General features: G+C 68.9%; 22 protein-coding genes. 6 read left to right on the plus strand and 16 right to left on the minus strand.

Annotation, left to right across the window (positions count from 1 at the left end):
- Positions 1 to 38 precede the first annotated feature (38 nt).
- Both ABY42_RS06785 and ABY42_RS06790 read right to left on the minus strand, forming a co-directional pair.
- Positions 39 to 296, minus strand: a complete 258-nt coding sequence (locus tag ABY42_RS06785) for a DUF5789 family protein (RefSeq protein ID WP_004977136.1) — start codon at positions 294 to 296, stop codon at positions 39 to 41.
- Between the two features lie 123 nt (positions 297 to 419).
- Complete coding sequence (locus ABY42_RS06790; RefSeq protein ID WP_004977135.1) at positions 420 to 1,193, minus strand: enoyl-CoA hydratase/isomerase family protein; 774 nt, start codon at positions 1,191 to 1,193, stop codon at positions 420 to 422.
- 99 nt (positions 1,194 to 1,292) lie between these two features.
- Between ABY42_RS06790 and ABY42_RS06795 the strand changes: the two genes are divergently transcribed.
- On the plus strand, positions 1,293 to 1,793 hold the full coding sequence (locus ABY42_RS06795) for a DUF5797 family protein (protein ID WP_004969904.1): 501 nt from the start codon (positions 1,293 to 1,295) through the stop codon (positions 1,791 to 1,793).
- Between the two features lie 18 nt (positions 1,794 to 1,811).
- On the opposite strand, the gene ABY42_RS06800 is transcribed toward ABY42_RS06795, so the two are convergent.
- The 3 genes from ABY42_RS06800 to ABY42_RS06810 all read right to left on the minus strand — a co-directional run bounded on the left by ABY42_RS06800 (position 1,812) and on the right by ABY42_RS06810 (position 4,035).
- Positions 1,812 to 2,411, minus strand: coding sequence for a class I SAM-dependent methyltransferase (locus tag ABY42_RS06800; protein ID WP_050459020.1), 600 nt, complete (start codon positions 2,409 to 2,411; stop codon positions 1,812 to 1,814).
- Positions 2,412 to 2,436: 25 nt separating this feature from the next.
- On the minus strand, positions 2,437 to 3,417 hold the full coding sequence (locus ABY42_RS06805; protein ID WP_050459021.1) for a DUF5787 family protein: 981 nt from the start codon (positions 3,415 to 3,417) through the stop codon (positions 2,437 to 2,439).
- A gap of 162 nt (positions 3,418 to 3,579) precedes the next feature.
- Positions 3,580 to 4,035, minus strand: a complete 456-nt coding sequence (locus tag ABY42_RS06810; protein WP_004977131.1) for a bis(5'-nucleosyl)-tetraphosphatase — start codon at positions 4,033 to 4,035, stop codon at positions 3,580 to 3,582.
- Positions 4,036 to 4,194: 159 nt separating this feature from the next.
- Here ABY42_RS06810 and ABY42_RS06815 point away from each other — a divergent pair, with 159 nt between their 5' ends.
- Positions 4,195 to 4,524, plus strand: coding sequence for an uS10/mL48 family ribosomal protein (locus ABY42_RS06815; RefSeq protein ID WP_004977130.1), 330 nt, complete (start codon positions 4,195 to 4,197; stop codon positions 4,522 to 4,524).
- A gap of 62 nt (positions 4,525 to 4,586) precedes the next feature.
- Here the strand turns inward: ABY42_RS06815 and ABY42_RS06820 are convergent, their stop codons facing one another.
- Together ABY42_RS06820 and ABY42_RS06825 are read right to left on the minus strand one after the other, a co-directional pair.
- Positions 4,587 to 4,850: a DUF7513 family protein gene (locus ABY42_RS06820; RefSeq protein ID WP_004977129.1), complete on the minus strand. Its 264-nt coding sequence runs from the start codon at positions 4,848 to 4,850 to the stop codon at positions 4,587 to 4,589.
- Positions 4,847 to 6,397, minus strand: coding sequence for a Na+/H+ antiporter NhaC family protein (locus ABY42_RS06825; RefSeq protein ID WP_050459022.1), 1,551 nt, complete (start codon positions 6,395 to 6,397; stop codon positions 4,847 to 4,849). The genes ABY42_RS06820 and ABY42_RS06825 overlap by 4 nt, the downstream gene beginning before the upstream one ends.
- 128 nt (positions 6,398 to 6,525) lie before the next feature.
- Here ABY42_RS06825 and ABY42_RS06830 point away from each other — a divergent pair, with 128 nt between their 5' ends.
- Both ABY42_RS06830 and ABY42_RS06835 read left to right on the plus strand, forming a co-directional pair.
- Positions 6,526 to 7,809: an amidohydrolase gene (locus ABY42_RS06830; RefSeq protein ID WP_050459023.1), complete on the plus strand. Its 1,284-nt coding sequence runs from the start codon at positions 6,526 to 6,528 to the stop codon at positions 7,807 to 7,809.
- Positions 7,810 to 7,957: 148 nt separating this feature from the next.
- Positions 7,958 to 9,235: a sensor histidine kinase gene (locus ABY42_RS06835; RefSeq protein WP_050459024.1), complete on the plus strand. Its 1,278-nt coding sequence runs from the start codon at positions 7,958 to 7,960 to the stop codon at positions 9,233 to 9,235.
- Here ABY42_RS06835 and ABY42_RS06840 read toward each other — a convergent pair.
- The 6 genes from ABY42_RS06840 to ABY42_RS06865 form a co-directional block, all read right to left on the minus strand.
- Positions 9,210 to 10,625, minus strand: a complete 1,416-nt coding sequence (locus ABY42_RS06840) for a geranylgeranyl reductase family protein (RefSeq protein ID WP_004977119.1) — start codon at positions 10,623 to 10,625, stop codon at positions 9,210 to 9,212. The two genes, ABY42_RS06835 and ABY42_RS06840, sit on opposite strands and share 26 nt — an antisense overlap.
- A 161-nt stretch (positions 10,626 to 10,786) precedes the next feature.
- Positions 10,787 to 11,890 (minus strand): ABC transporter permease, encoded by a 1,104-nt coding sequence (locus ABY42_RS06845; RefSeq protein ID WP_004977118.1) that lies wholly within the window; start codon positions 11,888 to 11,890, stop codon positions 10,787 to 10,789.
- Positions 11,887 to 13,146: an ABC transporter permease gene (locus tag ABY42_RS06850; RefSeq protein WP_050459025.1), complete on the minus strand. Its 1,260-nt coding sequence runs from the start codon at positions 13,144 to 13,146 to the stop codon at positions 11,887 to 11,889. The genes ABY42_RS06845 and ABY42_RS06850 overlap by 4 nt, the downstream gene beginning before the upstream one ends.
- Positions 13,143 to 14,702, minus strand: a complete 1,560-nt coding sequence (locus tag ABY42_RS06855; protein ID WP_004977115.1) for an ABC transporter ATP-binding protein — start codon at positions 14,700 to 14,702, stop codon at positions 13,143 to 13,145. Before ABY42_RS06855 ends, ABY42_RS06850 begins: the two co-directional genes overlap by 4 nt.
- A 224-nt stretch (positions 14,703 to 14,926) precedes the next feature.
- Entirely contained in the window at positions 14,927 to 16,057 is a 1,131-nt protein-coding gene (locus ABY42_RS06860; protein WP_004977114.1) for a BMP family lipoprotein, read from the minus strand.
- A gap of 185 nt (positions 16,058 to 16,242) precedes the next feature.
- A complete protein-coding gene (locus ABY42_RS06865) occupies positions 16,243 to 17,604 on the minus strand; it encodes a phosphopentomutase/phosphoglucosamine mutase (RefSeq protein ID WP_050459026.1) in 1,362 nt (453 codons plus the stop codon).
- A 186-nt stretch (positions 17,605 to 17,790) separates the two neighbouring features.
- Between ABY42_RS06865 and ABY42_RS06870 the strand changes: the two genes are divergently transcribed.
- Both ABY42_RS06870 and ABY42_RS06875 read left to right on the plus strand, forming a co-directional pair.
- The gene (locus ABY42_RS06870; RefSeq protein ID WP_004977112.1) at positions 17,791 to 18,075 is read left to right on the plus strand and encodes an acylphosphatase; all 285 of its coding nucleotides are present in this window, start codon (positions 17,791 to 17,793) and stop codon (positions 18,073 to 18,075) included.
- Positions 18,076 to 18,151: 76 nt separating this feature from the next.
- Positions 18,152 to 18,391 carry a hypothetical protein gene (locus ABY42_RS06875; protein WP_004977111.1) on the plus strand — a complete coding sequence of 80 codons (240 nt, stop codon included), beginning with the start codon at positions 18,152 to 18,154 and terminating at the stop codon, positions 18,389 to 18,391.
- A 71-nt stretch (positions 18,392 to 18,462) separates the two neighbouring features.
- Here the strand turns inward: ABY42_RS06875 and ABY42_RS06880 are convergent, their stop codons facing one another.
- From ABY42_RS06880 to ABY42_RS06890, 3 genes are all read right to left on the minus strand, one after another.
- Positions 18,463 to 20,973: an efflux RND transporter permease subunit gene (locus tag ABY42_RS06880; protein ID WP_050459027.1), complete on the minus strand. Its 2,511-nt coding sequence runs from the start codon at positions 20,971 to 20,973 to the stop codon at positions 18,463 to 18,465.
- 3 nt (positions 20,974 to 20,976) lie between these two features.
- A complete protein-coding gene (locus ABY42_RS06885; protein WP_197092917.1) occupies positions 20,977 to 22,593 on the minus strand; it encodes a COG1361 S-layer family protein in 1,617 nt (538 codons plus the stop codon).
- 141 nt (positions 22,594 to 22,734) lie between these two features.
- On the minus strand, positions 22,735 to 23,178 hold the full coding sequence (locus ABY42_RS06890; RefSeq protein ID WP_050459028.1) for a hypothetical protein: 444 nt from the start codon (positions 23,176 to 23,178) through the stop codon (positions 22,735 to 22,737).
- Positions 23,179 to 23,374 lie beyond the last annotated feature (196 nt).

Below are 23,374 nucleotides of genomic sequence, written 5' to 3' on the forward strand. Positions count from 1 at the left end.
GGGGTGAGCGGTAAAAAAGCCGGTGTCGAACGGGCGGCTCAGGCGTCGCCGTCGGACTGCCCCGGCTCGCCGAGCGCCTCGATCGGCATCGCGTTGTTCAGTTCGTAGTACAGGTCCTTCGCGTCGGCGAACTCGGCCGTGAGGCAGTTCCCGACCAACTCGCCGAGGTCGGCGTTCCCGTCGGCCATGAGCACCGTCACACCGTCGAGGGAGGCCGCGGCGTCCCGGCGCGAGACCGGGTACGAGAGGTCTTCGAGGAGGGATTCGACGCGGCCGAGCGTGATGGAATCTTGCACGATTATTCATTATACATGCAGCGCCTTAGCAGTTGTAGGAGCCGTGCTAGCACGGGTATCACTGAGTACGGACGAAGCTAATTGACCGATTGCGCCGTCGAAACGGGGCTTCCCGTCGGTTTCCTACTCGAAGTCGGGGTCGCGCTTGTCGAGGAAGGCGTCCATTCCTTCGCGCTGGTCGTGGGTGCCGAACAGGCCGCTCCAGACGCGGGCCTCGAAGTCGAGCGCGGCGTCCCGCGGGGCGTCATGGGACATGTTGATGGCGGCTTTCGCGCCCGCGAGGGCGTGTCGCGGCTTCGACGCGAGGTCCGCGGCGAGGTCCTCGACGTGCGAGTCGAGTTGGTCGTGGGCCACGACCTCGCCGACGATGCCGTACTCGTGGGCGTCGCTGGCGTCGATGCGCTCGCCGAAGAAGATGAGTCGGCGGGCGACTTCGTCGCCGACGAGCGCCGGCAGGCGGACGCTCCCGCCCCACCCGGGCATGATGCCGAGGTCGATTTCGGTCTGGCCGAGCAACGCGCGCTCGGAGGCGACCCGGAGGTCGCACGCCAGCGCGAACTCCATGCCGCCGCCGAAGGCGTAGCCGTTGATGGCCGCGATGGTCGGCGCGGGGAACTCCTCCAAGCGCGTCGCGATGCGGTGACCCTGCTCGGCGTACGCCTGCGCGGCGGGCGACCCGATGTCCTTCATGTAGCCGATGTCCGCGCCCGCGATGAACGCCTTCTCGCCCGCGCCGGTGAGGACGACCACCCGCGCGCCGCCGTCTTCGGCCTCGTCGAGCGCGTCTTCGAGCGCGTCGAGCGTGTCCGCGTTGAGCGCGTTCATCTGCTCGGGGCGGTCGATGGTGATGGTCGCCACGTCGCCGTCCCAGTCGAGTCGGAGGGTGTCCCAGCTCATGGTCGAGCCGACGCAAGGGACAGGGATAATAATTAACGTTCCGCGGTCGCGCTGAAGAATCCAGAACAACGTTATACCCCCTCCGTCGAATCCACCGATATGACGCTCTCCGACGAGGCGAAAGAACGCCTCGCCGACATCGTCCGGCTCCAGCCGACGAAGAACAAGGAGTTACAGAACCGCTGGGACCTCGAAAGCGGGAGCGAAGTCCACCGCTACCTCGAGTCCGAGCTCAAAGACTACTACTACCGCGACGACAACAGCCTCATCCGCGCGACGGCCGAGGCCGCCGAACTCGTCGGCGTCGAACCCGGCGTCGAGGGCGACGACGAGGCCGAGTCCGTACCGAGCGTCATCCGCGTCCCCTCGCTCGAAGCCCGCGTCTTCGAGGTCGTCGCCGGCCCCGACGAGCGCTCCGAGAGCGTCGTCAGCGTCCTCAACAAGCTCCGAGAGGAGTTCGACATCGACCCCGACGTGGACGACGTGCGCCGGGCGCTCCAGAGCCTCCGCCGCAAGGGCGTCATCGAGGTCGTCTACCGAACCGTCCCCACGTTCCGCCTCGCCGTCGAGCGCGACGAGGTCGACGTGGAAGTCGTCTAATCCCCCGTTCCACGGTCGCTACGCTCGCCGCTCGAACACCAGCGCGTAGTGGTACGGCGGGATGTCGATTTCCGCCGTCACCGCGAGGCCGGTCGCGTCCTCGACTATCGCGGCGGTCTCCTCGGGACCGAGCCGTAGCTCGGTCGGCGGGCCGCGGGGCTCGCCGGCCACGGTCGTCTCCGACCGGGGGAGCGGTCGCCAGTTGACGACGACGAACCGGCCGTCGTCGGCGAGGACCGACTCGACTTCCGTCAGGAACTCGTCGCGGTTGTCGACCCCGTGGAACGCGTTCGCGAAGAGCGCCACGTCGACGGGGTCGGACACGTGCGCCGATAGCTCGCGGGCGTCGCCGCGAACCGTCGCCACGTTGTCGATGCGCTGCTGGTCGGCGAGGTGTTCGAGTTCCGCGAGCAGTCGGTCGTCGAGGTCAACCGCGTACACTGGGGCCGGCGCGACGATTCGCGCCGCTGGGAGCGCGAAGTAGCCGTTTCCGCAGCCGATTTCGACGACGGTGTCGCCGGTCGACAGCCCGAGTTCCCGAAGCGTCTCGCCCGGCGTCGGCCAGAGCTTTCCCCACCAGTCCCAGTCCGGCAGGCTCGTGTTCTGGAATCGCTCCATACTGCCCGGTCAGAGGGGCGCGAATTTAGGCGTTCTCACTATCGCGTTCGGCACGGTCTCTGGCGCGCTCGCGCCGCGCGTCCAGAATCCGGCGCACGCCCTTGCCGGGGCCGCCCTCGATAGGCCAGCCCTTCATCCGCCACGCCGGGGGTTCCGGCTCGAACGACGGACACGAGTGGGCGCACTCGCGCTGGCTCTGATAGCAGTCTTTCGCGGCGCACCGCGGGACGAGCGCCCGCCCGCGCCGGTCGAGTTCGAAGTGCCGGCAGTCGGGGCGCATCGTGTCCACGTAGTTCCGCCAGCCGCGGTCGTAGGCCCGCTCGGCGAGGACGAGTCGCCGCCGGGCGTCGTCGGGGTCGGGCGAGAGCGAACTCGGATGCCACAGCACCTCCGCCGAGTCGCCGTCGACGCCGAGGATGCCGACTTCGACCGGCAGGTCCTCCAACAGGGCGGGTTCGACCCGCCGGCCCGTCACCTCGGTGGCGACCCAGACCTCGTCGGCGAGCGCCCGAGACACGTCGTGTTCGAGTTGGTCAGCGAGCGCGCGGGCGGCGCTGGCGTCGAGGTCCGGCTTGTTCTCGATGGCGACGACGCGCTCGACCCAGTCGGGGTACGGGGCGGTCCGGCGGTACTCGACGCGGTTCCGCGAGCCGCGGCGCTTCTCGACCAGTCCGAGCCCCGCGGCGCGGTGGACCGCCGGCACGACGTGTCGCCACGGGAAATCCGGTTCGGGAATGGCGTCTCGGTACCACGCCCACTCGGCGGGCGCGTGGCGGACGACACGCAAGAGGTCCGAGTCGAAGCCGTCGGCGGAGAGGGCGCGCCGGGCGGCGAACGCCTCGGGGTCGACCTCCACGACGACGGTGTCCCAGCGGCGCTCTCGGGTGCCGAGCTGTCGGGCGACGAACGCGGGGCGCGGGCCGTCGGGGTGCCACGCGCGCTCGGCCCAGCGGCAGACCCGCAGCTCGAAGGCGAACTCGGGGTCGCGGTCGGCGGCGTCGCTCACGACCGGGAGTTGCGGCGGGAAGCCGAAGGCGTTTCGGTCGGGTGGCTTCGGGGTGCGAGCCGACGACGACGCAGACGACGCCGCGGGTGTTGCCCCCGCGCCGACTCGCGGCGCTGTCGCTCGCTCTCGTCGCGTCTCGGGCGTCGGTCGAACCGACCGACGCTACTTCAGGTACTTGTGTTCGCCCTCGTTCCGCTCGGCGAGTTCGTCGAGGAACTCGTGTGCGCGCTCGAATATCTCGCGGGGGCCGTCCTGCGTGATGGTGTTGATGGCCTGCTCGTAGTCGCGCCACTGGAGGTCGCGGTGCTCCGTCGAGAGCTCCGCGGACGCCTCGAACGAGCGCGCGATGAAGAGGTGGACCGTCTTGTGAATCGTCGTACCGTTCGCCTCGAAGACGTAGCTGTAGTCCTCGCGGAAGCCGTCGATGAGACGGAAATCTTGGATTCCCGCCTCCTCTTTGACCTCCCTGATTGCCGTTTGCTGAAGCTCCTCGTCCCCTTCGACCCCGCCCTTCGGGAACTCCCAGTCCCCGGGACGGCTCTTCAGGAGTAAGTACTCCCTCCGGCCGCGGGTGTCGCGGAAGAGAATGGCTCCAGCGCTAACCGCTTCGACTGCCATTACCCGAAATAAACGTGCCACCCTTTAAGAGGGTATCGGAGATTGTAGCGCGTTCGCACGGTCGTTCGTTCGGGATTCGGGTGGCGGAAGCCCGGAGTCCCCGGTTCGTGTAGATGCGCTTTTACCGTCGGAGCGTGCAACAAGGAGTAGTACCCAGCTATGGCCTTCGTCACAAAACTCACCTTTCAAAGCGGTGATAAGGCGGTCCTCGACCGAGTGGTCGACGACCTCAAGCAGTTCGTCGAGCGGAAGGGCGCGGAGTGCCGCGGCCCCCACTCCGACCAGCCGAAGCAGGTGAGCGTCCCGCAGTATCGGACGCTCCAGCCCGGCGACCAGTTCTCGTCGTGGTCATACCCCGTGTACACCCGTCGGCTCGAAATCCACGGCGCGGACCAGATCGCCCGCGAGGTCGGCCTCAAGGAGTTCCCCGACAGCGTCCACCTCGAAATCGAAGTCGAACAGAAGAAACCGCTCGGTCACCGTCGCTGACGGCGGTCACGGAGCGCGAAAGAAGACGCGGGTCTGCGCTTTTTTGTCTGTTTTTCGACCGCTCAGGCGTCCGGCCCGAGGACCTCGACTACCTCGCCGGTACCGACGTGATTGGTCGCGTCGAACGACGTGACCTCCAGCCGAACCTTGTCCTCGACGGCCGCGCCTCGGCCGTCTTCGACCCGGATGACCGAGTCGCCGATGCGGACGGTGAGACCGTCGCCGTTGCGCTCGCTGACGTAGGCCGTGATGACCTCGCCGGGTTCGAACGTCGGCGTCGCGGTGCGGAACGTCCAGCCGGCCAAGAGCTTATCGAGGCGGCTCATACGCGGCTCACCTCCTCGCTCGTGCGGTCGGAGACGTACTCGCGGCCGTAGCCGGTCCACGCGGCGAACAGGAACACCGCCACGAGGAACCAGCCGTGGAACACGTAGGGGAAGACCGACGCGGGATTCACGAGCATCTCCGCCGTGAACCACGGCGTCGCCTCGCCGCCGACGAGGCCCTGCATGGCCCCGTAGCCGGCGAGCAGGCCGCCGCCCCACGGGAAGATGTAGCCGAGCGCCGAGGTGTTGGCGTCGAGGATGTTGGCGCGGCGGTAGCCGTTGATGTTGAAGCGCTTGCCGAGCGTGGCGACGTAGGGCGCGATGGCGATTTCGGCAGCCGTGTTGATGGTGACCGTCGCGTTGACGAGCGCCGTCCCGACGACCATCGTGGTCTCCGCGCGGCGGACCGTCGTGGCGACGCGGTCGATGACGAGTTCCTGAATCGCGTCGAAGCCGCCGCCGGCGCGCATGATTTCCGCGCCCGCGACGAGCAAGAGCGTCAGGACGATGAGCGGGAAGAAGCCGGCCGCGCCGGAGTAGACGCTCCCGCCGACGCCGACCTGCCCCGCGGGGACGGTCTCGACGACGGCCCCGAGAAGCGGGAGCGCCTCGACCGCCTGCGTGAGCCCGTTCTGCGGCGCGCTGAACAGGAGCATGCTCCCGACCGAAACGTCCACCAAGTTCGCCGCGCCGAGCGCGACGTTGAACGCCGCCGCGAGGAGCAGTCCCCACGAGACGGCCTCGATGATGTGTCGGCCGCGGACGGCGAGCGCGATGACCACGGCGATGTCGAGCAGGTGGACGAGTCCCCACGGCGACACGGACGCGGAGACTTCGCCGGCCACGTCGACGTACGGCATGCCGCCCCAGACGCCGGGGATTCCGAAGCCGGCGACGAGGTACGCCGCGATTGCGAGCGTCGCCGCGACGACGGCGTACTTCACCCGCGAGGCGACGACGCCGCCGATGTCGGCGTCCTGCGTGACCGCGGAGACGATGGTGGTGTCACTGACGGGCGCGAGGTTGTCCCCGAACACCGCGCCGGAGAGAATCGCGCCGAACAGCAACACGGGGTTCGCACCGAGGAGGAGTCCCGCCGGGAAGACGAGACTCGTGAAGGCGATTGCGGTGCCGTAGCCGGTGCCGATACCGGTCGCCAACAGCGCCGCGAGCAGGAACGTCACGGCCGGGAACAGCCCCGGGCCGACGTTCAGGACCGTGGCCGCCCAGACGAGGCCGTCGACGAAGCCGCCGACCTGGATGGTCTCGGCGAACATGCCCGCCCAGAGCCACGCGACGACCGCCGTCGCGGCGACCCGGCGGGTCATGCCGGCGAAGACGACGTCCGCGTAGTCCTTCCAATCTCCCCGGACGAACAGTAGTCCCACGATGAGTCCTGTCAGCATCCCCGCGACGAGGCCGGTCGTATCGCCGATACCGAGGATACCACTCTGGAAAATCGCCCACGCGATGAACAGGGCGATGGGCAGGGCGCTCACGAGGCGCCCGCCACGGAAACTGAGCTCGATGTCCGGTTCTTCTGGCATCGTTTGTCAGAGATTGACTGTGATATATAATAGGCACGAATTTCCTCCAACTATTTCTTCCAAACTTGAGTTTCTCGGCCACGAAACGTCGGGAGCGTTTATCATCGCCGGGAGAAAAGAGTCCGGACATGAGCAACCGAGCGACGATGGACGACCTCGTCTCGCTTCGCCGCGACCTGCATCGCCACCCCGAACCCGCGTGGCGCGAGTTCTACACCACCGCCCGCCTCGTCGACGAACTGGAGACGCGCGACCTCGACGCGCTCTACGTCGGCCCGGAGATACTCGACGCCGACGAGCGCATGGCCGTCCCCGACGACGCCGAACTCGACGCGTGGTTCGAGCGGGCCCGCGAGGCCGGCGCGCGCGAGGACGTTCTCGACCGCCTCGTCGGCGGCTACACCGGCGCGGTCGCGGTCGTCGAACGCGGCGAGGGCCCGACCGTCGGGCTCCGCGTCGACATCGACGCGCTCCCCATCACCGAGTCCGAGGACGGCGACCACCTCCCGGCCGCCGAGGGCTTCCGCTCCGAGAACGAGGGCTTCATGCACGCCTGCGGCCACGACGCCCACGCGACGATCGGTATCGGCGTCCTCGACGCCGTCCTCGACTCCGACTTCGAGGGGACGTTCAAGGTGTTCTTCCAGCCGAGCGAGGAACAGGTCGCCGGCGGAAAGGCCGTCGCCGAGGGCGGCCACCTCGACGACGTGGACTACCTGCTCGCGCTCCACGTCGGTCTCGACCACCCGACCGGCGAGGTCGTCTGCGGCGTCGGCGGGTTCCTCGCGGTGTCGCACTTCCGCGCCGAGTTCACCGGCGCGCCGGCCCACGCGGGCGCGAAGCCCGAGGAGGGAAGGAACGCGAACCTCGCGACCGCAGCGGCCACGCAGAACCTCTACGGTATCTCCCGGCACTCCGACGGACCGACCCGCGTCAACGTCGGCCTGATGGGCGGCGGCACGGCCACGAACATCGTCGCCGAGGAGGCGTTCATCGAAGGCGAGGTGCGCGGCGCGACGACGGAACTCATGGAGTACATGGAAGACCGCGCCCACACCGTCATCGAGTCGGCGGCCGCGATGCACGACTGCGAGGTCGAAATCGGGGTCGAGGGGAAGGCCCCGAGCGCCCGGAGCGACGACGCGCTCGCGGCCATCGTCGGCGGCGTGAGCGAGGGGGTCGAGGGCGTCACCTCGATTCTCGAAAGCGACGACCTCGGCGGCAGCGAGGACGCGACCTACCTCATGCAGTACGTCCAGGACCGCGGCGGCCTCGCGGCCTACGTCGGCGTCGGCACCGACCACCCCGGCGGCCACCACACCCGGACGTTCGACGTGGACGAAGCGACCATCGGCATCGCCGTCGACGTGCTCGCCGGCAGCGTCGAACGAATCGCCGCCGGCCGCCCCTGAGGCGAGCGAAGCAACCCTGAGTCGCGCCGAGAGCGCCGTTCGAGCGATTTCCGACCGCCTCGACTCGCCGGACCGACGCGCGCTCGACCGACCTGCCCGCGACGAACCGCCAGCGGTTATTTGTCCCCCCCGTGCATAGCCGGCAGCGATGGGGCTCCTCGGAGGTGAATCGACCGAAGACGCAGACCTGCGTCCGGGTCTCGCAGTCGTCGGCATCGCCGTCGGCGTCGCGGTCGTCCAAGTCGCCGTCTTCCCCGACAGCCCCGAGGTTCACTGGCTCCGGTTCGCCGTGGAACTCCTCTTGGTTCCGATTCCGCTCGCCGGCGCGTTCGTCGTCGGGAGCGTCCGCGACGTGCAGACGGTCTGGCGACCGCTGTACGCCGGGACCGCGCTGTTCGCCGTCTACGCCGTCAGCGACGCGGTCGACGAGGTCGTCGTCCAGCCCGAGGCGTTCACGCTCGTCTTCGAGGACGGAGCGCTCCTCGTCGGGTCCGCCGCGCTCGCGGTCGGCGCGGTCCGGTGGTCGACCCACCGCGACGCCCGCGAGGCGGACCTCCGCCGCCGCAACGACCGGCTCGACCAGTTCGCGTCGGTCATCACGCACGACCTCAGAAACCCGCTGAACGTCGCCCAGATGCGGCTCGAACTCGCCCGCGACGGCCACGGGACCGAGCACCTCTCGACGGTCGCCGACGCCCACGACCGGATGGAGGCGCTCATCCAAGACGTGTTACAGCTCGCCCGAGCCGGCGAGTCGGTCGGCGAGGTCGAGCGCGTCAGCCTCGCCACCGTGGCCGCGGACGCGGTGACGAACACCAGCCTCGGCGCGTCGGGCCTGACCGTCGAGGCCGACGCGGAACTGCTCGCCGACAGGGGACGACTCACCGCCGTCTTCGAGAACCTGTTTCGGAACTCGGTGGAACACGGTTCGACAGGCCGTCGGGATACTCCCGGCGACACTGTGGAACAGGGTTCCACGGGCAGTCGGATTTCATCCGACGACGCTGTCGAACGCAGTTCGACAGGCGACCAGACCGCGTCTGACGCCGTCGAGCGCGGCGCGGCAGGTGGTCGACCGTCGGCCGACGAGGCACCGAATCCGGGGGTCAGACGACCGGTGCCGGACGCCACTGACGGGGGAACGCCCGGCGTCAACGTCCGGGTCGGTCCGCTGGAAGACGGCTTCTTCGTCGAGGACGACGGCCCCGGCATCCCACCGGAAGAACGGGAGCGCATCTTCGAGTCGGGCTACAGCACCGACTCGCGGGGGACCGGCCTCGGCCTCGCTATCGTCTCCGGCGTCGCCGACGCGCACGGCTGGGAGGTGGCGGCGACGGACGGCGAAAACGGGGGTGCCCGGTTCGAGTTCCGAAACGTCTCGTTCGCGGCGGAGTCCGAGGTCAGTACTTCGGGTCCGCGCCCGTGAGTTCGTAGATGTCGTCCATGATGCGGTCCCGCTCGACCTTCCAGCCCTCGAGGGCGCTCGGTCGGGTCGGGTAGCGGCCGTAGTGGGCCAGCAGTTCGTCGGCGAGGCGCTTGATTTTGAAGAACTCGTAAATCTGGCTCCAGTGACCGTAGCTCGACGCCGCGGTCTGCGCGAGGAGGACGGGGCCGAACGAGGTCGTTCCGGAGTAGAGCGCCTCGGCGAGCTTCTCGCCGGGGATGGAGGCGATGAGGCCCATCAGGTCGTCCACGTCGACGGCGGTCGAGAGGATGTTGTACACGTCGAGGCTGGCGTAGCGGCCACCGAAGTGGTCCATGACGCGCTGGTTGTAGCGCCAGAGCATCTCCTCGCTCACGTCGCCCGCGTCGAGCGCGATTGCGGCCTGCTCGCCGGCGTACTTGCCGGCGTAGGCCGCGCCGGCGATGCCGCCGCCGGTCGTCGGATTGACGTGGGCCGCGGCGTCGCCGACGGCCATGTAGCCCGGCGCGGTCGCCGAGTCGTAGGGCCGGCGGGTCGGGAGCGCGGCACCGAGCTTGTCGATGACCTCCGCGCCCTCGAACTCGGGGCGCTCCCGGAGGTCCTTCTTCAGGTCGTCGACGAGCTTCATCGGCTCCTCCGTCATCTGGAAGCCGAGGCCGGCGTTGATTTCGGTCTCGGTCCGCGGGAAGTACCAGACGTAGCCCGCGGCGACCTCGGCCGGCTTGAACACGAGCGCGTCGGACCACTCGACGGGTTCGGGAACCTCGACGACCTCGCGGTACGCCGACGAGAAGTGCTGGTAGGAGACGTTCGTGTCGAAGGTGGCGTCGGAGAAGTCCACCTTGTCCTGCAGGAGCGACAGCGAGCCCGCGCCGTCGATGACGATGTCGGCGTCGTACTCGACGACCTCGCCGTCGTGTTTGCCGACGATGCCGGTGACGGTGCCGTCGTCGTCCTGTTTCACGTCCTGGACGACCGTGTCGTAGTGGAGTTCGACACCGGCCTCGTCCGCGCCCTCGATGATGAGGCGGCCGTACTCCCAGCGGTCGATGACGGCGAGTTCGCCGGGGACCGGGATATCGAGGACGGTGTCCTCCTGCGGAATCTCGAAGCGGCCGTGGTCGACCTCGGTGTTGGTGAACGCGGGCTCGATTTTCGACTTCGGAATCGCCTCGGGGAAGGCGTCCGCGCCCTTCAGGGCGTCCCCGCAGGCGATGTGCCCCGCTTCCTCCGCGGACTTTCGCTCGACGATGGTCACGTCGTAGCCCGCGTTCGCGATGGTGGCGGCGGCGTAACAGCCGGAGGTTCCCGCGCCGACGACCACCACGTCCACGGACTGGGTCCGTGGGCTCGCCGAGGACTCCTCGGCGGTGTCGTTCTCGTCTGTGGACATGGTATCACCTCCATATCGCGGGCTGAAAACTCTTTACTCCCGCACCGACCGTTCGGGAGGGGTTCGACGGAGACCGGCCCGCCCGAGATGCGGCGCTCGAACGGGCGAAAACGGAGAACAGGGGAGCGGAAAAGACGGGGGAAACGAGGATTCCGGGTCGCTCAGCGGTTGTCGTCACCAGTGTCGTAGTGCTCGCCTGCCGCCTCCGGGATGCGGGTGCGGCCGACGAGCGCGAGGACGACGAGGACGGTCACGTACGGAATCGTCTGGATGAGCGAGTCGGGGATGGCGTAGCCGGGTACCTGCTGGAGGCGAATCTGGGCGGCCTCCAGCCCCGCGAAGAGGAACGACGCGCCGAACGCGCCGATGGGGTTGTAGTTCCCGAAGAGGTACGCCACGATGGCGATGAAGCCCTTCCCGTTGACCATCGTCTGGTTGTTACCGACGAACTGACCGAGGCCGAGCGACAGCGCGGAGCCGCCGATGCCGGCGAGGAAGCCCGAGAGGAGGACGCCCGCGTAGCGGACGCGGCTCACGTCGACGCCGACGGTGTCGAGCGCCTTCGGGTTCTCGCCGGACGCGCGGACGTGGCGGCCGAACGCCGTGCGGTTCAGGACGTACCACGACGCCGGGACCGCGACGAGCATCATGTACACCGCGGGGTCGGCGTCGAAGAACGCGCCGAAAAACGGGATGTCCGAGAGGACGGGAATCGTCCACGTCCCGAGGGTCGTCCCGAGGTTGTCGGTGTTGACGCCGCCGTAGTAGACGGTCGCCGCGAACGGCGCGAGACCGAGCGCGATGAGCCAGACGGCGAGGCCGGCGATAATCTGGTCGGCCTTGAATCGGATGCAGACCACGGCGAACAGCGCCGAGAACAGCACCGACGAGAGGATGCCGGCGAAGAAGCCGATCCAGATGGCCGGGAGGCCGAGGACGGTCATCTCGGGGCCGACGACGGCCGTCGTGATGACCGCGGTGAACGCCGAGATGATGAGCAGCCCTTCCAGCCCGATGTTCACCACGCCGGCCTTCTCGGAGAAGATACCGCCGAGCGCGGCGAAGGTGATGGGTACCGAGAGCCGGAGCGCCGACGAGAGCGTGCTCCGACTCGTGAGGATGGCGAGGAAGTTGCCCCAGATGCTGCCCGGGAACGCGAGACCGAGGAGCGCGATGAGCAGGAAGACGCTCAGCGCCCCGCCGGCGAGGGTCGCTCTGTAAGACAGTTCCGTGTCGCGGAGTCGGTCGATGGTGGTCGTACTCATTCGTCGTCACCTCCGAGGGAGCCGCCGTCCGTGGCGACGGTCTCGCGGTCCGGTTCGAGGTCGATCGCGGAACCGAGCATGCGGAAGAACTCGGGCATCGCGACGAACAGGATGATGAGGCCGCGGAGGACGCCGACGAGCTGTTTCGGGACGCCGGTCCCGAACTGAACCGCGAGCGAGCCGGATTTGAGCGTCCCGAACAGGAGCGCCGCCGGGACGACCCCGAACGGGTTGTTCCCCGCGAGGATGGAGACGGTGATGCCGTCGAATCCGAGCGCGGGGACGCCGGCCTGCCACTTGCCCATGACCATGAGCACCCAGATGGCGCCGCCCATGCCGCCGAGCGCGCCGGAGAGGAACATGCTCGTGACGGTCGTGCGCTTGGCGTCGACGCCGCCGTACTCGGCGGCTTCCGGCTGTTCGCCGCTCGTCCGGAGGTCGTACCCGAACGAGGTCTGTTCGAGCAGGAACCAGACGGCGACGACGAGCGCGAGACCGAACGCGAGCGCGAGAATCGAGAAGTCGCCGCCCTGCGGGAACGCCACCGGGAGGAGCGTCGCCCAGTCGGGAAGCGGCGTCGTCTCGACGACCTGCGAGTCGGGGTTGCCGTAGAACTCGCTGACGAGGACGAACGCGATCTGCGCCGCGATGAAGTTCAGCATGATGGTCGTGATGACCTCGTTGGCGTCGGCGTAGGCCTTGAGCGCCCCCGGAATCGCGCCGTAGAGGCCGCCGACGAGCGCGCCGACGACGACGGCGAGCGGAATCAGGATGAGGCCACCGAGGAGCCCCGACGGGAGCAGCGGCGCGACGAAAAACGAGAACAGCGCCGTCGCGAGGCCGCCGAGGACGAGCTGTCCCTGCGTCCCGATGTTGAACAGGCCCGCGCGGAAGGAGACGGCGACCGAGAGGCCGGTGAAGATGAGGAGCGTCGTCTCCTTGAGCGTGAGCGCGAACCCGAAGTTCAGCGGGTTCCAGTTGGGGTTGAACAGCGCGGGGTCGTTCAGCAGGAACGGCTCGCCGAGCGCCCCGTTGAACAACACGAGGTACACCTCGACGGGGTCGTAACAGAAGCCGGTCCCGAACAGCGTCGTCGCCGCGGTCTGGCACGTCGTGATGCGGCCCGAGACGAGGATGATGACCGCGCCGACGAGCACGGCCATGACGAGCGCGGCGAAGCTGATGAGGATGCGCTCGGTCGCGGAGGCGGCCGTCAGCCGTCGGAGGACGGCCTTCGCGTTCTCGGTCGCGCTCATTTGGCGTCACCCACCGGCGGTTCCGCGTCGGTCGCGTCGGCGTCGGGGCGTTCGCCGGCCATGAGCAGGCCGATCTCTTCTTCGGTGGTGTTGCGTGGGTCTACGATGTCCATGAGTTCGCCGTCGTGCATGACGCCGAGGCGGTCCGAGAGGCCCTGTACCTCGTCGAGCTTCGAGGAGACGAGGAGCACCGCTTTGCCCTCGGCTCGGAGGTCCAAGAGCCGCTCGTGGATGAACTCCATCGCGCCGATGTCCACGCCGCGGGTCGGGTGGGTGGCGACGACGAGGTCCGGTTCGCGTTCGAACTCGCGGCCGACGATGAACTTCTGTTGGTTGCCGCCGGAGAAGGACTCGGCGTCGGCGTCGGCGTGGGGCGGTCGAACGTCGTATTCGTCGATGATTCGCTCGGCGTGGTCGCGCGCGTCGGACCAGTTTATCCGGCCGTCGGCGGCGAACGTCGGGCTGTGCTGGCTCCCGAGGATGCCGTTTTGGACGAGGTCGAAGTCCATCACGAGCCCGCGCTCGTGGCGGTCCTCGGGGATGTACGCCATCCCGTCGGCGATGCGGGAGCGGCGAGAGGCGCCGGTGATGTCCCGGCCCTTGTAGGAAATCGCCCCCCCGGTCGGCGTCCGCAGGCCGGTGATGGCCTCGACCAACTGCGACTGGCCGTTGCCGTCGACGCCGGCGATGCCGAACACCTCGCCCTCGCGGATGTCGAACGACACGTCGGAGACGGCGGGGATACCGCGGTTGTCCTCGGCCGAGAGGTGCTGCACCGCGAGCACCTCGTCGCCCGGTTCCTGCGGTTCGGCCTTCGGTTCGAGGAGAACTTCGCGGCCGACCATCAGCTCGGCGAGCTCCTCGTTGGAGGTCTCGTCAGCCTTGACGGTGCCGACGTTCTTCCCGTCTCGGAGGACGGTGATGTCGTCGGCGGCGTGCATCGCCTCCCCGAGCTTGTGGCTGATGAAGATAATCGTCTTGCCTTGGGCGGTCAGCTCCTCGAAGACGCGGAACAGCTCTTCGACCTCCTGCGGGGTGAGGACCGCGGTGGGCTCGTCCAGAATGAGGATGTCGGCCCCGCGGTAGAGTGCTTTCAGAATCTCGACGCGCTGTTGAACGCCGACGCTCACGTCTTCGATGGCGTCGTCGGGGTTCACGTCGAATCCGTATCGGTTCGAGAGGTCGATGACCTCCTGGCGCGCACGCTCCCGGTCGACGGTCGTGCCGAACCACTTGCGCGGTTCGTTGCCGAGGACGATGTTCTCGGCGACCGTCATGGGGTCGACCAGCATGAAGTGCTGGTGAATCATGCCGATTCCGGCGTCGATGGCGTCCGCGGGCGAATCGAAGTCCCGCGGTTCCCCGTCCACGTGGACGGTCCCCTCAGTGGGTTCGTAGAGCCCGTAGAGGATGTTCATCAACGTCGTCTTGCCGGCCCCGTTTTCTCCCAGAAGTGCGTGCACCGTGCCGCGCTCGACGGTCAGGTCCACGTCGTCGTTCGCCACGACGCCGGGGAACCGTTTTGTGATTTCGTCGAGATGAACAGCGGTGCTCATCTTGACCCTTTTTTCGGGGGGGTTCGCTTAAACTCGTGGGATTCGAGTCGGCGCGGGAGTGGTCCACACGGAGCGTCGCGGCGGTTCTCGGGGAGTTCGAACCGTTCAACCCGCGAGCATGTTCGGCCGACCGCGGTGTGAAAGCGGCAACATTGACCCCAAGGTTCGGGAATGCCGTCACTCGGCGGGCGGCGTCGAAAGAAATGTGAGTGTCGAGTGCGGCGTTACTCGGTCGTCGTCGGAATCTCGATGTCGCCGGCGATGATAGCCTCGCGGGACTCCGAGAGCGAATCCTTCACGTCCTGCGGGATTTCGGAACCGAGTTCCGCGCCGTAGACGGCGGCGACGCCGTCCTCTTCGAGGCCGAGCGTCGTGGTGGAACCGCCGTTGAACTCGTCGTTGACGACGTTCTCGACGGAGGTGTACACCGCCGACTCGACGCGCTTGACCATCGAGGCGAGGATGACGTCGGCGTAGTTCGGTTCGGTCTGCGACTGGTCGGAGTCGACGCCGATGGCGAACTTGCCCTGTTCTTTGGCCGCCTGGAAGACGCCGAGGCCGCTGCCGCCGGCCGCGTGGTAGACGACGTCAGCGCCGTTGTCGTACATCGAGGTGGCAATCTCCTTGCCCTTCGCGGAGTCGGAGAACGACCCGACGTAGGCCACGTCGACGGAAATTTCCTCGTCCGCGTGCGCCACGCCGGCCTCGTAGCCGGCCTGGAACTTGCGGATGAGCTCGGTCTCGGTGCCGCCGACGAAGCCGACGCTCTTCGAGTCGGCCGTCGTCGAGCCGGAGCCGGCCGAGAACTCCTGGGTCGTGATGAGGCCGGCGAGGTAGCCGACCTGGAACGAGCCCTGCTCCTCGCGGAACAGGTAGCTCGCCACGTTGTCCTCGTCGACCACGTCGTCGACGATCATGAACTTCTGGTCCGAGAAACTCGGCGCGGTTTCGGAGAGCGCGGACTTCTGCGCGTAGCCGATACACGACACGAGGTCGTAGTCCGGGTTCGACGACTGCGCGAACCGGCGCTGGAACTGCGGGAACTCCTCCGCCGCCGAGGGCTGGGCCTCGTCGTAGGCGATGCCGAGTTCCGATTCCGCCTGTTCGATGCCGCGCTTCGCGGCGTCGTTGAACGACTTGTCACCGAGACCGCCGAGCGCGTAGACCATGCCGACGTTGGCCGCCGGACCGGACTCCTCGGTCGTCTGCTCGGCCGTGGTGGTCTCCTCGCCGCCGGACGACTCGGTCGTCGTCGCCGTCGTGTCGTCGCTCCCCTCGGACGGTCCGCCCGTACAACCTGCGAGGCCAGCGATACCCGCGACCCCTGCCGCTTTGACAAAAGAACGTCTGTCCATATGTATGAACTCCTATTGAGACAGGGGCCGCGAAAATTGCATAAAGGTGTCGTTTCGCGGTTTCATCGGCGTCACATCACCACGTTTGCAAATCGTAGAGAACGGGAGCGAGGTTCACGTCCGCCGGCGTCGAGTTCGCACCTGGCCGGCCGCTTGCGCCGGCGAAAAACCTCTTCGAAGCCCGTTCAGGCGTCCTCGATTTCGGCCTCGACGACGGCCGTCACCTCGTCGACGAGGTGGTCCACGTCGTCGGCCTCCGCGTACACGCGGATGTAGGGTTCCGTGCCGGACGGGCGGACCAGCGTCCACGACGCGTCGGCGAACTCCAGTCGGACGCCGTACTCGGTGTCGACCGACTCGGGGGCCATCGCGTCGGGAAGCGAGGTTTCGAGCGCCGCCATCGCCGCCCGCTTCTTCTCGTCGGGACACGGGACGCTCACCTTGCGGTACGGGCGCTCCGTGACCGGTTCGCGCAGGCCGGCCATGCCGGATTCGGCGGCGAGGCGGGCGACGAGCGCCGCCGACGCGACGCCGTCTATCCAGCCGCCGAGCGACGGGTGGATGTGCTTCCACGGCTCGGCCGCGAACACCACGTCGCCGCCGCCGGCGCGGGCGCTGGCGATGCCCTCGTGGAGCGCGCCGAGGCGGACGCGTTCGACGCGACCCCCGGCCTCGCCGACCCGCTCGTCGATGCGACCCGAGGCGTTGGGCGTCGTGACGACGACGGGGTCGTCGGCGTCGGAGACGCGGACGTAGTGCTCGGCGACGATGGCGATGACGGTGTCCTCGTGGACGACCTCGCCGTCCCCGTCGATGATGACGATGCGGTCGGCGTCGCCGTCGTGGCCGATGCCGAAGTCGAAGTCGCCGTCGGCGACGAACGCGATGAGGTCCGCGAGCGTCTCGGGCGTCGGCTTCGACTCGCGCCCGGGGAAGTGGCCGTCTATCTGCCCGTTGAGCGTGACGACGCGCGCGCCGAGGTCGCGGAGGACCTGCGGCGTGCCGAGCGCGGACATCCCGTTGCCGCAGTCGACGGCGACGTTGAGGCCGTCGAGGTCGTCGCCGTGCCGGCCGGCGAACTCGACGATAGCGCTTCGGTAGGCGTCGAGGACGCCGCTCATCCCCGTCGCGCCCCAGTCGTCCCAGTCGGCCGGGGACGCGCCCGCCTCGACCCGCGTCTCGATGTCGCGTTCGAGGTCGCGGTCGTACTCCTGCCCGTCGACGAACATCTTGATGCCGTTGTCCGTCGGGGGGTTGTGCGAGGCGGTGAGCATGACGCCGCGTCGACCCCGCGAGGCGAACGCGAGCGCCGGCGTCGGGACGACGCCCACGCGGGTCACGTCCGCGCCGGCGGAGAGCAGACCGGCCTCGACGGCGGCGGCGAGGCCCTGCCCGGTCGTCCGTCCGTCGCGGCCGACGACGAACTCGGCGGGCGCGTCCGATTCGAGCGCGGCGAGGCCGGCGGCGCGGCCGACGCTGAGGGCGAGTTCCGGCGTGACTCGCTCCGTCGCGCTCCCGCGGATACCGGCGGTGCCGAAGAGTTCCATAGTCCAGCGTTGGGTGGGTCGTACTTAGATGCTGACGGTTCGCCGGATGCGTGCGGGTCGGGGGCACGGGGCGGCCGGCGCGGTCGCGGCGACGGGCGGAGAGACGGCGACGCCGGCGTCGGACGGACCGCCGAACCGACCGCCCGAGGCAGCACGCCTTTGACGACGGATGACGAATCGGGTGCCATGAGCGAACACGGTCGAACCCGCGCGCACGTCTACGTCTCGGGACACGTACAGGGCGTCTACTACCGGGCGACGACCCGCGACACCGCCCGCGACCGCGGCGTCGACGGCTGGGTGAAGAACCTCTCGGACGGCCGCGTCGAGGCCGTCTTCGAGGGGCCCCGCGACGACGTGGAGGCGATGGTCGAGTGGTGCCACGAGGGGAGTCCGATGGCGTCCGTCGAGGACGTGGACGTCACCTACGAGGAGCCGGACGGCGAGACCGGCTTCCGCGTCGAGCGCTGACGAGAACCCGACAACCGCCCGATAACATCAACGAGACGGCCAAATCGTTCAAGCGGGGCTCGGGGGACCTGTCCCCATGCGCTTCCGGAACGACACGCGGGGAATCGGCGTCGCAAAACTGTTTTTCACGCTCGTCACGAGCGTCGGACTCGGCCTCTCGATGGGCACCTCGTTTCTCATCGTCCGCGGGCCGTTCCTCGGCGGGCCGTCGCTCGACCCGTTTCCGATGATGGCCGCGCTCGCGGTGTTCATCGTCGGCATCGTCGTCCTCTCGTGGGGGTCGACGCGGCTGTTCGGCGTCGGAACCGGCGCGTGAGTGGGTCGAATACCAGCCGGCGCGTAAGCGGGAGCGCGAATACGAGCGGGGCGTGAGCGGGGACGCGAGTCTCAGTCGGCGGTCGCCGCCGCGCCGGACTCGCGCTCGACGCCGCCGAGGGGAACGAGCGGGTCGTTGCCGCTGAACCGGTCCCAGAGGACCAGCGCCGAGGGCAACACGAGCATCGACGCGAGGAACGAGTAGACGATGCTCGCGGCGGTGAGCAGGCCGAACTGGCCGAGGACCGAGAGCACCGCGAGGACGAGCACGCCGAGGCCGAAGACGGTCGTGAGCATGCTGCCCGCGAGCGCGCCGCCGGTGCCGCGGACCGTCCGGTCGAGCGCGGTTTCGAGGTCGTGGTCGGCGCGCTCGTCGACGAAGCGGTGGACGACGTGGACCGAGTAGTCCACGCCGAGGCCGATGGTCAGCGCGAGCACCGTCGCGGTGAAGGCGTTGAAGGAGATGCCGGCGAGTCGCATCGTCCCGGCGACGAACGTGACCGCGACGAGGATGGGCACGAGGTTGGCGAGCGCGAGCGACGGGCGGCGTTCGAGCCACCAGTAGACGAACACGAGGAACGCGCCGGTGCCGGCCATCGAGATGGCGAGGCTCTGCACCGCGGAGTCGAGGATGAGGTCCGAGATGGCCGAGAAGACGACGACCGCGCCGGTGGCGGTGCTCGGACCGCGGAAGCGCGCGGCGACCTCGCGGGCGTCGGCGACGACCGCGTCGTCGTCCGCGTCGGCCCGGACGCGGTAGTCGACCCGCGAACTCCGGTAGTCGTCGGCGAGGTACTCGCCGGCGCGGGCGGCCGAGTCGGTGGCGAACAGCGCGTCGTACACCTCGGCGAGGTTCCGGTCGGGGACGCCGTCGCCGTCGCGGTCGTGTCGCGCGACGACCGCGGCGAACTCGGGGTTCTCCCGGGCCTCGGCTTCGATGACGGTGAGGACGCTCGTCGAGTCGGCCCGGCGGTCCTCGACGATGAAGGTGTCCGGCGGGTCCTGTGCGACCCGGTCGAGCGTTTCGAGGTAGGCGTCGTCCGTGGGCCGACCTTCCAGATACACCGTCACGACCCCGCTCTGGGAGGACGAAAAGCGCTCTTCGAGGAACTCGATGTCGGCGACGACGCTGTAGTCGCCCGGCGCGAAGGGCTCTGGGAGGGATTTCAGGTACGCCGGGGCCTCCGCGGGCGGCAGGAAGTCCTCCTGTCCGAACTCGGTGTCGACGCCCGTGGCGTACCACATCGCCGACCCCGAGAGGACGAGCGCGACGACGAGCACGACGGCGGGGGCGCGGAGGGCGGGCGCGACGCCGACCCGGAGAACCGTCCCGAGGGAACTCCCCTCGCGGCCGAGCGGCGACTGGCTGAACGTCGGAATCGGGTAGCGCTCCCGGAGCCTGTCGACCTCGACTTTCGTCGCCGGGAGGAACACGCCGAACACGAGGAAGGTGAAGACGATGCCGATGGCCGCGACGACGCCGAAGTCCCGAATCGGCGTGAGGTTGCTCACGAGGTTCGACAGGAAGCCGATGACGGTGGTCGCGGTGACGATGAAGAACGCCACGAGGAGCTGGTCCGTCGCCTTTCGCATCGCATCGCCGACGGGAAGCCCCTCGGCGCGGTCCTCGCGGTAGCGGTTGACCGCGTGGATGCCGAAGTCGATGCCGACCGCGAGGAGCAGCGGCGGCACGGCGATCATAATCTGGTTGAACGGGATGCCCGCGAGTCCGAGGAAGCCGAACGTCCAGACGATGGCCATCCCGAGCGCGGCGGTCCCCAACAGCAGGTCCACGAGGTCGCGGTAGGCGACGACGAGAAAGAGGAGGATGAAGACGACGGCCGCGGGCACGACGAGGACGAGCGAGTCGGCGATGACGGTCCCGAACTCGTCGGCGATGACGCCCGAGCCGAAGACGGAGATGTCGCCGCCGACGGTGGCGACGACGCGCCCGGCGGTCCGCTGAATCGGGGTGAGCGGGCTGTCGCCGCCCTGTCCCGCGCCGGCCTCGTCGGCCAGCGGAATCGAGTGGGTGACGACCGCGATCGTCGCCGAGGCGCTCGCCGCGGTCGGGTTGAAGTCGTCGGCGAGGAGACCGGTGAAGCGCTCGTTGTCGGCGTTCTCGCGGACCGCGGCGGCGACCTCGCTGTCGGTCGCGCGTTCGAGCGCCGCAATCTGCTCGTCGAGGCCGTCGGCGTCGGCGTCGAGCGTCTCCGCGACGACCGAGGCGGCGCTGGCGGTGCCGACGACGCGGAGGTCGCCGCGGTCCGAGAGGCGCTTTTGCGCTTCGAGCATCCGCAGGAGTTCGCGCCTCGTCAGGACGTTCGGCGCGCGCTGGATGAGCTGCGTGCTACCGGTCCCCGCCTCGAAGCGCGGCGAGAACTCCTCGGTGACGCGCGAAAACGCCTCTTCTTCCGGCACCTCCTCGGCGAACTGCTCGGTCCCCGCCTCGGTCGAGACGGCGCTCAGTCCCGCCCCGAACACCAGCGTGAGGACGAGGAAGACGAGGATGACGCGCCGCGAGCGGTTGACGATGCGGTGGTCGACCCAGTCGACGAACCGCTGGAACTCCAGTCGGGCCACGGCTCAGCGCCGCCCCCGCCGGCGGACGACGAGGACGCCCGCGCCGCCGACCGCCGCGAGGAGGACGACCGCGCCGACGAGCGGGGCCGAGAGGCCGAACGGGAGGCCGCCACTGTCTTCGGGTGTCTCGACGCGGACGGGCACGCGGTAGGCGTCCGAGATGGTCGTCTCGCCCGCGCCGTCGTCGTAGCGGAAGTCGAGTTCGGCCGGGTAGTCCTTCTCCAGCGCGCCGCGGGCGGCCGACACGTCGAACACGAGCGTCGCCGACTCGCCGGGGGCGAGTTCGTCCACGAACGCCTCGGAGTCGGCAGACGACAGGGGGTCTTCGAGGTATATCTTCGCGGAAATATCGGTGAGCGTCTCGTCGCGGTCGTTGACGACCGTCACGCGGAGTTCGCCGTTTCGGCCCGGCGCGACGGTGCCCTCGTCGACGGTCACGCCGAACTCGGGGGTCGCGGCCGCGACGGCGACCCGGAGGTCGATGTCGTCGCCGGTGCGCCGGTCGCCCCCGGCGTCGCGGTAGGCGACCGTCGCGGTGAACTGCCGGGGGCCGGCGTCCGCGTCGTCCGAGATTCCCACGTCGAACGAGAACGGGACGCGCTCGCCGGGTTCGAGGTCGCCGAGGGCGAACTCGGTCTCGGTCGCCGTCGCGCTCCCCTCGGGGAGCGAGAGCGTCACGACCGCGTTGCGCGCGAGGGTCGTCCCGTCGTTGACGACGACGCCCTCGATTCGACCCTCGTCGCCGACGCGGAGCGTGCTCGTCACGTCCGCGACGGAGAACGACTGCTTGGGCGAGGGGACGAACCCGGCGGCGAGGTCGGGGTACTGTCGGCGCGCGCCGTCGGGGTCCTCGTAGGCGACGGCGACGCCGAGGACGTAGCCGCGGACGGACGCCTCAGAATCGAGCGCGGTGTCGTAGACGAAGGTCCGATTCTCGCCGGCGGGCCAGTCGGCGGCGAAACTGCTCGCGGTCTGCGCGCCGTCGAAGCTCACGTCGGCAGACTGGGCGGTCACCGCGACGACGGCGTTCCGCGCGTCGAGTTCGCCCGTGTTCTGCAGGGTCAACGCGACCGCGCCGCTCCCGCCGACGGGGACCGACGAGTCCGCACCGACGACGGCGAACCGCACGCGCTCTTCGATTCTGACGGGCACGTCGAGGCGGTAGACGCGGCGGTGGGCGTTGTCGAACTCGTAGAACACGTCGAGGCGGAGGTTGTACTCGCCGGCCGCGACGTTCTCGGGGGCCTCGACCCGGAAGGCGACCTCGCGGGTGTCGCTGTCGTTCATCGTGCCGACGAACAGGTCGCCGGTCCTGACGGTGAACGGCGTGTTTCGCGGGGAGAGCCTGACGCGGACGTTCTCCGCGGTTTTCGCCACGTCTTCGGTGTCGACCGGGTCGTTGGCGAAGACCACTCGCACCGTCGTCTCGACGCCGGGTTCGACCACCGGGTCGACCACGTACGCGCGGAAGACGGGGACGTTGTTCGGTTCGGCCTGCTGGCCGGCGACGGGTGTCGGGAGCGCGGCGAGGACGAGCAGTACGGCGACCAAGATAGCGGTGTAACTCTTCATCGTGAGGTCCCGGCGGGCGGCACCGACGGCGTCCGGGTCCGCGGACATCGGCGCGGGGGCGGCGACGGACCGACCCAACTGGTCTCTGATACGTCCCCTGCGGAGAAATACGGTGTGCGGCCTACGCGAGACAGTCAGCCCGGTGAGAACGTCCGAGTCGACGGTTCCGTGGGACTCACCGAACGCGACTCACGCGGGCCTGTCGACGCCGAGTTCGGCCAGCGCGCGGACCACGACGTGGGCCTCCACGAGGTCGCGCGCTTCGACCATCGGGTCGTCGGCGTCGTCGATGACGGCGCGGGCCTCGGCGAGCATGCGGTCTTCCTGTGCTGTCTGGTCTGGTTCCTCGCGGGTGCTGTTCAGGAGCGCCTCGAAGTCCTCGCGGATACTGAAGTCCGCGCGGGCGACGTTGCACCGAGAGAGAGGGTGCATGCCGAGGTCCAAGACCAACTCGGTGACGAGTTCCCAGTCGCTCTTGCAGAACTGGAGCGTCACGTCGCCGACGATGTCGCGCCACGCGATGGGGGCGGCGTTCTCCATGAGCGTCACCGCTCGCGGGGGGACCGCGATGCGGGCGACCGTCTTCGGGTCGTCGCAGAGACAGCAGGGCTGGTCCGTCCTGCCGGTGTACATACGCGGGGTTAGGATGGGTTGTAGATGTAGCTTCGGGCCGGGGACACAGGACCGAAACCGGGCGATAACAGGGCGGTAAACCGACCGTAGCGGGCGCTCAGAGCGTTGAAACGGTCGGGTTCGAGTCCGGGGCGGGGACGTCGAACCCGCGTAGAGGCAGCGGGAGGCGCGACCGACTGCGTGCTGGCACTGAATC

Origin of the sequence: Haloferax gibbonsii (genome assembly GCF_001190965.1) — an archaeon.
In the GTDB taxonomy this organism is placed as follows: domain Archaea; phylum Halobacteriota; class Halobacteria; order Halobacteriales; family Haloferacaceae; genus Haloferax; species Haloferax gibbonsii.